Annotated in this window: 10 protein-coding genes; 5 read left to right on the top strand and 5 right to left on the bottom strand. The window is 42.3% G+C overall.

Features of this window, described 5'->3' with window-relative positions:
• Positions 1-27 precede the first annotated feature (27 nt).
• The 3 genes from PZB74_RS03215 (at position 28) to gloA2 (ending at position 1,991) form a co-directional block, all read left to right on the top strand.
• Positions 28-648, top strand: a complete 621-nt coding sequence (locus tag PZB74_RS03215) for a sigma-70 family RNA polymerase sigma factor (RefSeq protein ID WP_302240727.1) — start codon at positions 28-30, stop codon at positions 646-648.
• Positions 649-757: 109 nt separating this feature from the next.
• The gene (locus PZB74_RS03210; RefSeq protein WP_302240725.1) at positions 758-1,528 is read left to right on the top strand and encodes an acyl-CoA desaturase; all 771 of its coding nucleotides are present in this window, start codon (positions 758-760) and stop codon (positions 1,526-1,528) included.
• Positions 1,529-1,601: 73 nt separating this feature from the next.
• Positions 1,602-1,991 carry an SMU1112c/YaeR family gloxylase I-like metalloprotein gene (gene gloA2 / locus PZB74_RS03205; protein ID WP_302240724.1) on the top strand — a complete coding sequence of 130 codons (390 nt, stop codon included), beginning with the start codon at positions 1,602-1,604 and terminating at the stop codon, positions 1,989-1,991.
• 75 nt (positions 1,992-2,066) lie between these two features.
• Here gloA2 and nagB read toward each other — a convergent pair whose 3' ends face one another.
• From nagB to PZB74_RS03185, 4 genes are all read right to left on the bottom strand, one after another.
• The gene (gene nagB / locus PZB74_RS03200; RefSeq protein ID WP_302240722.1) at positions 2,067-3,980 is read right to left on the bottom strand and encodes a glucosamine-6-phosphate deaminase; all 1,914 of its coding nucleotides are present in this window, start codon (positions 3,978-3,980) and stop codon (positions 2,067-2,069) included.
• Between the two features lie 363 nt (positions 3,981-4,343).
• A complete protein-coding gene (locus PZB74_RS03195) occupies positions 4,344-5,009 on the bottom strand; it encodes a 3-keto-disaccharide hydrolase (protein ID WP_302240721.1) in 666 nt (221 codons plus the stop codon).
• A gap of 148 nt (positions 5,010-5,157) precedes the next feature.
• Positions 5,158-5,724: a hypothetical protein gene (locus tag PZB74_RS03190; protein WP_302240719.1), complete on the bottom strand. Its 567-nt coding sequence runs from the start codon at positions 5,722-5,724 to the stop codon at positions 5,158-5,160.
• A 14-nt stretch (positions 5,725-5,738) separates the two neighbouring features.
• Entirely contained in the window at positions 5,739-5,939 is a 201-nt protein-coding gene (locus tag PZB74_RS03185; RefSeq protein ID WP_302240717.1) for a hypothetical protein, read from the bottom strand.
• A gap of 340 nt (positions 5,940-6,279) precedes the next feature.
• Here PZB74_RS03185 and PZB74_RS03180 point away from each other — a divergent pair, with 340 nt between their 5' ends.
• Both PZB74_RS03180 and PZB74_RS03175 read left to right on the top strand, forming a co-directional pair.
• Positions 6,280-8,847 (top strand): PIG-L family deacetylase, encoded by a 2,568-nt coding sequence (locus tag PZB74_RS03180; protein WP_302240716.1) that lies wholly within the window; start codon positions 6,280-6,282, stop codon positions 8,845-8,847.
• A gap of 451 nt (positions 8,848-9,298) precedes the next feature.
• Entirely contained in the window at positions 9,299-12,034 is a 2,736-nt protein-coding gene (locus PZB74_RS03175) for an outer membrane beta-barrel protein (protein WP_302240714.1), read from the top strand.
• A gap of 88 nt (positions 12,035-12,122) precedes the next feature.
• Here PZB74_RS03175 and PZB74_RS03170 read toward each other — a convergent pair whose 3' ends face one another.
• Entirely contained in the window at positions 12,123-13,010 is an 888-nt protein-coding gene (locus tag PZB74_RS03170) for a carbon-nitrogen hydrolase (protein ID WP_302240713.1), read from the bottom strand.
• Position 13,011 lies beyond the last annotated feature (1 nt).

Here is a 13,011-nt window from a genome sequence, read left to right as displayed (position 1 = left end):
GATTAAAATTTGTAGCTTAAAGAACATTTGACTCACGCTCAGACCATATCTCTTTATCAGCCGCTTTTGCAGGGCATAGCTTTGCGCATGGTAGGCTCTCTACAAGATGCAGAAGACATTGTGCAGGACACTTTTGTAAAATGGCTAACTATAGACCATGAGAAGGTAGAGAATACAAAAGCTTATCTGATCCGTACGCTTACCAACAACTGCATCAATCACCTGAACTCTTTCCGAAAAAAGAAAAGCGAATATTTCAGTCAGCTCAAACAAACTGATTTACTTGAAAAGTACCGTGATTTTGAGCTACCACGCTTTGATCTGGAGAATGAACTCTCTGAAGCGCTGGGGCTTCTGCACAAAAAGCTTGAGCCTGTAGAAAAGGGAATTTATCTTTTACGGGAAGTCTTTGAGTTTGAGTACGAAGATTTGCAGGAAATTTTCGGCAAAAAGAAAGAAAACTGTCGTCAGCTATTTTCTCGTGCTAAAGAGAAGCTACATCAGGAGACTAAGAAAAAAGCGCCAAACGATACGCAACCCTTACAATTACTGGAGAGCTTTAAAAAAGCCTGCAACTTTGGTCAGCTAACCGAGCTTGTAAGTCAGGTTTCTCAGGAGGTAAATAAGCTTACCCTTCCAAAAAAGTAAAAAAAACTTTTCACTTCTGTCACATCTCATATTCTCACTTGTCTATTAAAAAAAGGAGTTCCTCTTTACAGAGAATTTCTGCAATCGTATTTTATTATAACCAAAGCTTATGTACGTAATACTCGCTTTTTTTGTAGCCCATTGGTATTTATCCCTGTTCTTTCAAACCTTCTTCTTACATAGGTATGCAGCTCATAAGGCTTTTACCATGTCTAAAACAGCTGAAAAAGTATTCTTCGTATTGACCTGGATATTTCAGGGCTCTAACTATTTAAGTGCTTATGGCTATGGCGTCATGCATCGTATGCACCATGCCTATGCGGATACGCCCGATGATCCACATTCTCCCAAGTATGATGAGACTATCTGGAAGATGATGTGGAAAACTAAAACCATTTACTCTGCCATCTGCAATGGTAAATTTGAGGTAGAAGAAAGATTTACTAAAGGAGTACCTCGCTGGGACGTATTTGATAAATTTGCCCGCTCATGGGTATCACGCCTGTTCTGGGGCACTATCTATGTACTTATTTATATGGAGTTCGCTACAGTTTGGTGGCTTTGGTTGTTGTTGCCTATCCAGTTTCTGATGTCGCCTGTACATGGAGCGATTATTAACTGGTTTGCCCACAAGTATGGCTATGTAAACTTTAAGGTGAGCGATACTTCTAAAAACTTTTTGCCGGTAGACTTTCTAATGATGGGAGAGAGCTATCATAACAATCATCATAAACACGGATCCAGAGCTAACTTCGGAGGGTTTCGCTGGCATGAGATTGACCCCACTTATCTGGTTATCGTTATGCTGGATAAGCTTGGAGTAATTAGTCTGAACAAGAGAAAAGAAGTGAAAATTAAAGCGACCCAAAAAGCAGCTTAAATATTTTATACTAATATTTAGAGTATAGCCTGATGTTCCCTATAATTGAGGAGCATCAGGCTTTTTTATTATTATGAGTTATCTGAAAAAAATACATCATATCGCTATAATTTGCTCCAACTACGAGCAGTCCAAACATTTTTATACCGAAGTGCTTGGGCTGGAAGTAATCCGGGAAGTATATCGTGAAGCCAGGCAATCCTACAAACTGGATTTAGCATTGCATGGAGAATATATTGTTGAACTATTTTCTTTTCCTGAACCTCCACCCAGGACTAGTCGTCCAGAAGCTTTGGGGCTTAGGCATCTGGCTTTTGAAGTAGACCAGCTGGAAGCTGTGGTAAAAGACCTTGAGGTAAAGGGAGTGCAATGTGAGACTATCAGAACGGATGAGCATACTGGCAAACGTTTTACTTTTTTTGCTGACCCTGATGGCCTACCGCTGGAGCTTTACGAGCGCTAGGGAGAGAAAAAAAACTAAGGAGCACAAAAAAGGGTAGCCGTTAAGCTACCCTAAATTTTTATGTATAAACTGCTTTTAGAAGTGGTATCTCACAAAAGCTTCCATAGCTTCGTACTCTGCCAGGCCTAATTTGTCATAAGCTTCGGCAGTACCCTGATTACGGTCTTCAGCACGCTGCCAGAACTCTCTGGGGTCTGAGCCGGGGAAAAGAGGACGATCTTTTTGAGACTGGTGCTTAAATACAGCACGACGCTTTCTCATTAATTCTACCGGGCTGATAGGAACGGCCATTTCTATCTGGTCAATATCCCACTCCTGCCATGCACCACGGTATAACCATACATAGCAGTCTTTCATCCAATCTTCGTCTTTTAGACGCTCTACTGCCTGCATAATAGCGCTTAAGCAAACTCTGTGTGTTCCATGAGGATCAGAAAGGTCACCTGCAGCATAAATCTGATGAGGCTTTACTTTTCTGAGCAGGTCTACTGTTATCTGAATATCTTCTTCACCCAGAGGGTTTTTACGAACCTTACCAGTTTCGTAGAATGGCATATCCATGAAGTAGTAGTTCTCTTCAGGAATACCACAATAGCGGCAGGCAGCTTTAGCCTCACCACGACGAATCATCCCTTTGATAAGCTGTACCGGACGAGGATCTACTTCACCAGGAAGTTTACTCTCTGTAGCTTTAAACACCTCATCAAACAAGGTATTGATTTTGTCGTCCTGAATATCAAAAGTTTCCTTGAAGTCTTTTACGAAGTCTGCAAAACGAAGTGCGTCATCATCAAAAACAGCGATGTTACCAGAGGTCTGGTAAGCCACGTGTACATCGTGCCCCTGGTCTACGAGACGAAGTAGTGTACCCCCCATAGAGATTACATCATCATCAGGGTGCGGGCTGAATATAAGCACACGCTTAGGGAAGGGAAGTGCTCTCTCTGGGCGCTGGCTATCGTCGGCATTGGGTTTACCACCGGGCCATCCGGTAATAGTATGCTGTAGCTCGTTGAAAATACGAATATTGATGTCGTAAGCAGGACCATGATCAGCAATGAGATCACTCATACCATTCTCATTGTAATCTTCAGGAGTAAGCTTAAGTACAGGCTTTTCAACGGTGTTGCAAAGCCATACAACTGCCTTACGAGTCAGTTTCTGATCCCAGTGGCAAGGGCCTACTAGCCAAGGTGTTTTAACGCGGGTAAGCTCAGCGCCAGCCGCTTCGTCAATTATGATCTGAGCATTAGTATGTTCCTGTAGAAAAGTAGCAGGAATCTGATCAGTAATAGGGCCTTCAACAGCTTTTTTGATTACAGAAGCTTTACCTTCACCCCAGGCCATCAGAATGATCTGGCGTGCTTCCATAATGGTTTGTACTCCCATAGTGATAGCACGGCGAGGTACAAACTCTTCGCCAAAGAAGTCACTGGCAGCAGCTGTACGGGTAATTTTATCCAGGGTAATAAGGCGGGTACGAGACATTTCTCTAGACCCGGGCTCGTTGAAACCAATATGGCCTGTACCTCCGATTCCTAAGAGTTGGATGTCAATTCCGCCGGCTTCTTTAATTTTGTTTTCGTAAGCCACGCAGTATTCGCTGATCTTCTCAATAGGCACAGTACCGTCAGGGATATTGTAGTTTGCGGGGTCAATATCCACATGATCAAAGAGGTACTCTTTCATAAAGCGAACATAGCTCTGTAGCTTGTCGGGCTCTATAGGATAGTATTCATCCAGGTTAAAAGTAATGACATTTTTAAAGCTCAGGCCTTCTTCCTGATGCATTCTTACCAGTTCTTCGTACACTCGGGTTGGTGAAGAGCCGGTAGCTAAACCTAAAACCGCGTTTTTACCTTGATTTTGTTTTTCTACAATCAGGTCGCGGATGGTTTTGGCAATTTCCTTGGAAGCAGTCTCTGAATCGTCAAAAATGCTTGTAGGAATTTTCTCAAATTGCTTTTCTAATGCAGTAGCTTGGTCCATTTTTCTGATCGATTAGATTGAGTGAATTGTAAAATTAGCTACTTTTTTTTGATAAAGTGGCATAGAACAGTAAGAATCAGCTATTAACTTATAAATAGATTTGAAGGTATCGTTAAAATATTATTCTGAATAAATTATATTATCAGTATATTAAACTGTGAAAAAGCTAATTGTATGAATAAATATCATTAATATTACAATGTTCAGAATAATTATGAATATCGTTAGCTTTAAAAAAACTCGGTAACGTTACCATACTTTTTGATTTTTATCCGCACGTTGGCCTTATAGTAAGTTAATTTTACACCTTTAAGTAAGCAAAAAAATACCCGAAAAGCCGGGAGCCCTTCGGGTAATTATAGTTTATAGTTCTTTTACCTGTAAGTCTCTCCAGCGTACTTTAATTCCACCCCCATCGTGTATCTGTAGGGCTATAGAACCTTCAGCCTGACCTATTTTTTCATCTTCCAACACTACCATTTCTTCTCCGTTCAGGTATGTGCTTACTTTGTCTCCGACTACCTCAATACGCATTTTATTCCATTCGCCCATTTTTAGTATGTCTTCTTTTTCTTCGGGAATCTGCTCTAGCCAGCCTCTACCGTAAGACTCATAAATACCCCCGGTGTCATGGTTAGGAGGGGCTACTTCTACCTGCCAACCGGTAATTTTGGTGCCGTCTAAAGACGAGCGGAAGAAAACTCCGCTATTTCCATCAGCCTCTTGTTTAAACTCCAGTTCAAGAATAAAATCTTTGTATGATTTGTCGGTAGCCAAATACCCGTAAGCAGCATCAGGACCACTTTCGCAAATGATTTGTCCATCTTCCACATACCATTTTTCAGTACCGTGGATCTTCCATCCGTCAAGCGACTCGCCATTGAAGATGGGCTCAAACTTAGCTTCCTGGGTAGTAGTAGCTACTGCTTCGGTCTCAGTTTCAGATTGAGTTGTGTTTTCTGATCCTGAAGGCTGGCAGGCATACATGGCAGCGGCAAGTGCAAAAGCAAAATAGGTGGTCTTTTTCATGTTGAAGAAAATGTAAAGTAGTAAAAACGATAATTAAAATCTAAAATATACCCTACTGAGTATCTTTTGTGTACGTACACTATGCTATTAAAGAGGCAAATTAAATATTTTGCCAAGGATTAAAAATAAAAAATAAAAGTGTATTAAATCAGCCGGAGGTGAAGCTAAACCATTGCGGGTGAATTTCGCTTAGCTGATTTACCGGATAACCAAATACCTGTGCCGGAGGCTCGCCTTCCAGTATAAAGATAAAGCCGTCGCGCTGCTCTGGCATGCGGTCTACCCAGTACGCAATGTAGTTTGTCCCTATTTCGTAGTTCCTGATGTCCATAGCAGCCAGCTGATCATACAGTTGTTCTTTTCTGATTTTGCTGTCCAAAAGCTGCGAGTTAAGCTGCTCCAGCAAATCATATCTTTGCCTAAAAAAGTAAGATTCGGCTTTTTGAGTTAGGGGCTGGTGTACCAAAGCATAAGGCGCAAGCATAAGGAAGGCGATAAGTGCCATTAACCATTTTGCGCGCAGGGAGCTAAAGCTACTCACAATAAGCGCCATTATGAGTGCTAGCATAAGCCATAGTACTATCTGCAAATGGGTAAATAGAAAGGCATCATGATAGCTGTGAGTCAGGGGTCTGATGTATAGTTTAAAGAGCGCAAAAATAAGTAGCACTCCGCCCGAAATACGTATGAGCCACTCTGTTTGTCTCTTTATCATATGCCTCTGATCTTTTACATTTTAGCTACTACCTTATAGTGGTCGCCATCGTTTATATTGCCCTGAAGTTGTAGTGGACGCCCCTGATTATCAGTAACTACCTTCCTTCTGGATAGTATATCTCTAAAGATAGCCTCTGAGTATTTCATAACAGCATCCCCAATATTGGCTCCTCTAAATAAGCGTAGCGGTTCTTCGTTTACAAAAACAGTCATAATATCGCTGAAAATTTAGCGCATTAAAAACAGTGTTATAAAGAATATTCGTTGTGAAAGGAGGAAAGGCATAGAGAAGTTCCCTTATACAGTGTGGATGTATGTTTTTTGAAAGTTTGCAGTTTTGTAAGGCATACTTATGCACGTGGGATAACTTGCAAATAATCCATCATAAACCATAGTCTGAATAAGAAAAATTATGCTTTTACTCTTTTTGTGTTTTAAGAAGGCGCAATTACTAAAAAAAAGCGTATTCTGTCAATCTTGGAGAGGATGAATTTCTCTTACGCTATTAATTATTAAATTTGTTAATATCCCAAACTCGCAAATAATTTTTTGTATGAATAGACGGTACTTATGCCGCATTCTGGCAACACTTGCTTTTGTTTTTAGTCAGATTGTAGTTTTGGCTCAGGCTCCACAAAAACTTTCTGCCGCAGAAATTCAGCTGGCACTTAAAAAGCTGAATACGTTGGGAAGCGCCCTCTACATAGCGGCTCACCCAGACGATGAAAATCAGGTGGTTATTGGATACCTCTCTCAAACAAAACTCATGAATACCGGCTACCTGGCTCTCACCCGGGGTGATGGTGGACAAAACCTGATCGGCTCTGAAATTAGGGAAAAGCTAGGTGTACTGCGCTCTCAGGAGCTAATACAAGCAAGAAGTGTAGACGGCAGCAAACAATTTTTTACCCGTGCTATTGACTTTGGGTATTCTAAAACGGCAGACGAAACCCTTCAACTGTGGGACAAAGACAAAATACTGTCTGATGTGGTATGGGTGCTGCGTAAATTTCAGCCCGATGTAATGATTACCCGTTTTCCTCCAGACAAACGTGCCGGGCATGGGCACCACACTACCTCCGCGCTTTTGGCTGCCGAAGCATTTGATCTGGCTGGTAATCCTGAGGCTTTTCCTGAGCAACTAACCTATGTAGACGTATGGCAGCCAACCCGACTGGTGCTTAACGAAACCAGCTGGTTTACAGAAGACATAGACAAAATTAGTATAAATAATGACTCTATTCTCAGCCTGGATTTGGGTGTCTACAACACACTGCTGGGTAAGTCAGTCACTGAAATAGCCGCAGAAAGTCGTAGTAAGCACCAAAGTCAGGGCTTTGGGGCTACCGGAAGCAGGGGGAAAAATATAGAGTATTTTCGCCATGTAAAAGGCAAGATGGCAGAAGACGAGCTTTTTGACGATATCAACACCAGTTGGAGCCGAGTAAAAGGGGGAGAAAAAATTGGCATGCTACTGGGGCAGGCATATACAGCTTTTCGGCCAGAAAACCCCTCGGCTATCGTTCCCAAACTTATGGAAGCGTCTGAAGCTCTTAACCAATTAGATGACGGCTACTGGAAAGAGGTAAAACGCAAGGAACTGGACAAAGTGATAAAAGCTTGTCTGGGTTTGTATCTGGAAGTACGTAGCGGTACCAACGTGCTAACTCGTAGTTTCAGATCAAATACTCGCTCCGGCATTGCAGAATATTCCACTACTCCTGGTGATTCGGTAGTACTTAACGTAGAAGCTATTAACCGTTCTGCGATAGAAGTAAAGCTAAAAAATGTAAAGCTGGGCAGTATTGGTCAGGATACAAGCCTGAATGTAACTTTAGCCAACAATGAAAATTTTGGCTATAGTACAAAGGTACTCATCCCGGAAGATATGCCTTACTCTGGTCCCTACTGGTTACGTCAGCCACACGATGGATTTAGCTTTACTGTAGATGAGCAACAACTTATAGGACTTGACGACACTCCTGCGGCGGTAGAGGCTAGTTTTGAGCTGAGTGTCAATGGTAAGCCGCTAAACCTAAACGTACCGGTAGTTTATAAAAGAAATGACGCCAGAAGTGGCGAAACTTACCGCCCCTTTATTATTACTCCTCCTGTATATGTAGAGGTAGAAGGCGATGTGCATGTATTTGCTGAGCAGAAAGCTAAGCCTATACAGGTAAAAGTAAAAGCAGGCAAATCTGATATTAAAGGCAAAGTATCCCTTGAGCTTCCGTCAGGCTGGACCTCTGAACCCAACTCTTTTGATTACGCAATCAGCCTCAAAGGACAGGAAGAAGAGTTTGTGTTTACAGTATTGCCTCCTGAAGAGCAAAGCGTAGGAGAGGTAAAAGTAGTAGCAGAGCAGAACGGGAAAAAGTATGACCAGAATATGCAGACCATAGCTTACGAACATATTCCTACCCAGACGCTTTTTCCGACAGCCAGTGCACAGGTAGTAAAGCTGGACATTCGTAAAGAAGGCGAAACTATAGGCTATATAATGGGTGCCGGAGATGAAGTGCCAAAGGCTTTGGAGCAGATTGGCTATCAGGTAGTCATGCTGGATGCAAAAGATATGCATGAGGCTGAACTGGCTCGTTACGATGCTATTATGATAGGTATACGGGCATACAATACAGTAGACTGGCTGAGGTACCAGAATAATAAACTGCTAGAATATGTGAAAAACGGAGGTACGCTTATCAGTCAGTACAATACGGGGCATATGCTGCTTACCCAAAATTTTGCTCCTTACGAACTTAAAATTTCTCGTGATAGGGTAGCTGATGAAAAAGCCGAAGTACGTTTACTTAAAAAGAAGCATCCCTTACTTAATAAGCCAAACAAGATTACAGAGCAGGATTTTGAAAACTGGGTACAGGAGAGAGGCTTGTATTTTCCTGACGAATGGGATGCAAAGCAATATGAGGCATTACTATCTATGAATGACCCTGGCGAAGAACCTAAAAAGGGAGCACTGCTGGTTGCTAAGTACGGTAAAGGCTACTACATCTATTCAGGATTGTCTTTTTTTAGAGAGCTGCCTGCCGGAGTACCTGGAGCCTACCGCCTCCTTACCAATATGCTCTCTATCGGTAAAGAAACAGAAAGAGGAAAATAATAAAAAGCTAATCTCTGTGGCCTGGAAAAATATGGCCTTCTTAATAAGTGAGTGACTGCTAGAGATTAGCTGTAAAATAATAAAAGGTTGGTATACAATAATAATGGTATAGCATCGTTTACCTCTGCTTTGTAGGCTATAGGGGCCCGTAGCGCCCTATCTATAGTACGGTCTATTGTACTATATACGTAGCATTAAAGACTCAAAAGGGCATTAGGCATTGCAAAAAAGCCTTTTCATAACTAGTATGGTCTAAGTATTGCTCAATGCCCAATAACTGGAGTAAGCCTTGTTAATGCCTCGCAGGGTAAAAATGCTCTAAGCGTACTAACCATCATAAAAATATACCTCTTATCAGTAGCCCTTGCTTAGGCTCACTGCTGAGGATTGATTAAGTATAACAGTAAACAATAATCACAAGCAGACTAATATCAGTAATTGACCTAGACTCATGCGTAAACCTCTCTTTATTCTCCTCCTTTCAATTTTCTCAGTTCAGGCCTTTTCTCAGCATTCAGAAATCAGTGGTACCGTCAAAAGTAGTGATGGGGCTATGAGCCTGCCTGGAGCTACCGTTATTTTAGAAAAAACCGCCGATCAAACTACGAAAGGAATAGTCACTGATATAGAAGGTAAGTTTAGGATCGGAAAAGTAGACACCGGACAGTACACCATCAAAGTACAGTTTATTGGCTATGTGCCCTATAATAAAGCATTAAACATGCAGGGAAAGCCAGTAGATTTAGGTGACATACTGCTAGCTGAAGAAACTACAACCCTAAAAGAAATTGAAGTAATAGGCAAAGCGATGGCAGGGATACAAAAAGGCGATACCTCCCAGTTTAATGCAGATGCTTTTAAAACCACCAGAGATGCCAGCGCTCAGGATCTGGTAGAGAAGATGCCCGGTATAGTTGTGCAAGATGGTAAGCTACAGGCTCAAGGAGAAGAGGTACAGCAAATTATGATTGATGGTAAGCCCTTCTTCGGAAACGATGTAAAAGCCGCGCTGCAAAACCTACCCGCAGAAGTAATTGCCCAGATACAGATTTACGATCAAAAAAGTGATAAAGCACTGCTGAGTGGTTTTGATGATGGAGAGAGAACCCGAACCATTAATATTGTAACCAAGCCAAACCGTAGAAAGGGGCAGTTTGGTAAAGCTACTGCTGGTTATGGCACTAACGATAAGTATCTGGCAGGTGCCAGCGTCAATTTTTTTAACGAAGACCGCAGAACAACAGTAACCGGGCTGAGCAACAACATTAATACGCTCAACTATAGCTCTAACCCGAACAGTCTTGGAGATACCAGAACACAGAATGGGCTAATTAATACCAATACGCTGGGAATCAATTTTATAGACAACTGGAATGATAAAATTGACATGAGCGGAAGTTACTTTTTTACCCATAGAGAGCAGGAGGGGAATGAGCTGAAAATTCGTGATTACGTGCTTCCTTCCGATTCCGGTCAGGTATATACCCAGAATAGCAACAGTACCTCCGTAAACGCGCATCATCAGATGAACATGCGTTTTGATTACAAAATTAATGACAAAAACAGGCTACTTATTCGTCCTGCGATATCGTTAAGAGATAATAAGTCAGACTCTTATTTTGAAGGTAACACAGATACAAATAACGGACCGCTAAACTATACAGAAAATACCTCGCACTCAGACAATTTTGATTATGACGTCTATAACCGATTATACTACAGCCATAAATTTGACAAGCCTGGCAGAAGCTTCAATATCAATATAAATACCGGCTACCATACCAACGGAGATGATAGCTACCGTTTGGCCAACAACATTTTTTATAAGGCCGAAGATAGCAATGAGGAGCTAAAGCAGTATACCCACCTGGATCGTGAAGGGTTTGACTGGAGAACCCAGCTTTCTTATACCGAGCCCCTGGGAGAAAAAAGTATGCTTGAGCTGGAGTACAAAGTTGGAAATACACTAAACGACTCTGATAAACGTACTTATGATTATCTGGAACAGACGGGATACAGTCTGCTGGATACAGCCATTAGTAATACATTTGAGAGTAAATACCTGACGCATGAGAGCGAATTAGGCTATCAGTACAAGACAGAGAAGCTTAGGTTACAATTTGAGGCAGAGTACCAGCATGCTAGCTTGAGCAACGATCAGCTTTTCCCTAAAGACTATACGATGGATCGTACCTTCCAAAGTATTCTGCCTTCTGCCCGACTGGTCTACAAATTTTCTAAATCTAAAAACATTGAATTTAACTACCGTACCTGGACAAATGAACCATCAGTAGGGCAGTTACAGGATGTAATTAACAATTCTAACCCGCTACAGTTAAGCACGGGTAACCCAGATCTGGAGCAGGCCTATTCTAACTGGCTAAGAACCCGTTTTAAGTCGCACGACCCCGAAACTAACAAGACTTTTTATGCGGCTGTACAGGCCTCTATCGTAAACGACTTTATTACTAACAGTACTTTGATAGCCGAAGAGCCTACCGAGGTGGCAGAAGGCATAATTCTGGAAGAAGGCTCTCAACTAACCAAGACCGTTAATATGGATGGCTACGTGAATGTACGGTCTTACTTCAGTTATGGCCAGCCTTTAGACTTTGTCTCATCCAACTTTCATATCAGTGGTTCAGTCAACTATTCTCGTAAGCCGGGGCTAATCAACAATGAAATTAACTTAGCCAATACCAGCCATTTTAGAATAGGAACCTCGCTTAGTAGCAATATCAGTGAGCAGGTAGATTTCAACATTTCTACCCGTGCCAGCTACAATGTGGTAGAAAACACTTTGCGCCCTGCTCTCAATAACAATTTCTTTAATCAGTCTACTCGCTTACGATATAACTGGGTGCTGTGGGAGGGGCTAGTTTATCGTACCGACCTCAACCATCAACTGAATACCGGATTGGCAGAAGGTCTGGATAATAGCTACATACTCTGGAACATGAGTATTGGTAAAAAGCTTTTTAAAGATCAACTGGGCGAGCTTAGCCTCAATGTGTATGATCTGCTCAAGCAAAACAACAATATCAGAAGAAACGTATCCGATGCTTATGTGGAAGATATACAGTCTAATGTGTTGCAGAGCTACTTTATGCTTACGTTCACCTACAACATACGCCGTTTTAGTGAAGGCACCACAGAAAATGATTACGAAAAGCTGTACAGAAACTAAGTAGTACACTTAAAACCTGAGGATGCTAATGATTAGCAACCCCGAAAAAAGCCACTTCCATAATACACAGGAAGTGGCTTTTGTTTTTTTAATCTAAAAACCTTTGGGTGAGGCCGCTGAAGGCATCAATCCGGCGATCGCGGAAGAAGGGCCAGATACGGCGCACATTCTCCGAACGCGCCAGGTCTACATCTACCAGCAAATTTTGCTCTTCCTGATTACCTGCCTGAGTTAAAAACTCACCCTGAGGACCAGCTACGAAGCTATTGCCCCAAAATTGAATTCCGTTGGTCTGTCCGGATGGGTCGGGCTCATGACCTACCCGGTTCACCGAAATTACCGGTAGCCCATTGGCCACAGCATGCCCACGCTGAGAGATTACCCAGGCGTCTTTCTGGCGTTGCTTTTCATCATCAGCATCAGAAGATTCCCATCCGATAGCTGTAGGGTAGATGAGCATATCGGCACCAGCCATAGCCATAAGCCGTGCAGCTTCCGGGTACCATTGGTCCCAGCATACCAGCACCCCAAGGCGCCCTACAGATGTGTCAATAGGCTTAAACCCCATATCGCCGGGGGTAAAGTAAAATTTTTCGTAATAAGCAGGGTCATCAGGGATGTGCATTTTGCGGTACTTACCGGCGATAGAACCGTCTTTTTCAAAAACTACAGCGGTATTATGGTAAATGCCAGGAGCTCTTCGTTCAAATAAAGATGTTACCAGCACAATACCCAGCCTACGGGCCAGTTCTCCAAAACGCTCAGTAGAAGGGCCAGGGATAGTTTCCGCAAGATCAAAAACATCAGTATCCTCTGTCTGGCAGAAGTACAGGCTATTATGTAGCTCCTGCAACACAACCAACTGAGCGCCTTCCCGGGCACAGCTTTCTATGTTCTGGATCAGTTTTTCAATATTGGCTTCTACCTTAGCCTGGTTAGACTGCTGTACAAGTCCTACTTTTATAGTTTTGCTCATT

The organism is Porifericola rhodea, from assembly GCF_030506305.1.
Lineage (GTDB): Bacteria > Bacteroidota > Bacteroidia > Cytophagales > Cyclobacteriaceae > Catalinimonas > Catalinimonas rhodea.
This window is presented reverse-complemented; position numbering and strand designations above follow the sequence as displayed.

What these genes read in the sequence shown, in the direction of transcription:
- gloA2 (WP_302240724.1), top strand. Translation starts at nt 1,602, where the DNA reads ATGAGTTATCTGAAAAAAATACATCATATCGCTATAATTTGCTCCAAC.
- PZB74_RS03185 (WP_302240717.1), bottom strand. Translation starts at nt 5,939, where the DNA reads ATGACTGTTTTTGTAAACGAAGAACCGCTACGCTTATTTAGAGGAGCC.
- PZB74_RS03195 (WP_302240721.1), bottom strand. Translation starts at nt 5,009, where the DNA reads ATGAAAAAGACCACCTATTTTGCTTTTGCACTTGCCGCTGCCATGTAT.
- PZB74_RS03180 (WP_302240716.1), top strand. Translation starts at nt 6,280, where the DNA reads ATGAATAGACGGTACTTATGCCGCATTCTGGCAACACTTGCTTTTGTT.
- PZB74_RS03170 (WP_302240713.1), bottom strand. Translation starts at nt 13,010, where the DNA reads ATGAGCAAAACTATAAAAGTAGGACTTGTACAGCAGTCTAACCAGGCT.
- nagB (WP_302240722.1), bottom strand. Translation starts at nt 3,980, where the DNA reads ATGGACCAAGCTACTGCATTAGAAAAGCAATTTGAGAAAATTCCTACA.
- PZB74_RS03190 (WP_302240719.1), bottom strand. Translation starts at nt 5,724, where the DNA reads ATGATAAAGAGACAAACAGAGTGGCTCATACGTATTTCGGGCGGAGTG.
- PZB74_RS03210 (WP_302240725.1), top strand. Translation starts at nt 758, where the DNA reads ATGTACGTAATACTCGCTTTTTTTGTAGCCCATTGGTATTTATCCCTG.
- PZB74_RS03175 (WP_302240714.1), top strand. Translation starts at nt 9,299, where the DNA reads ATGCGTAAACCTCTCTTTATTCTCCTCCTTTCAATTTTCTCAGTTCAG.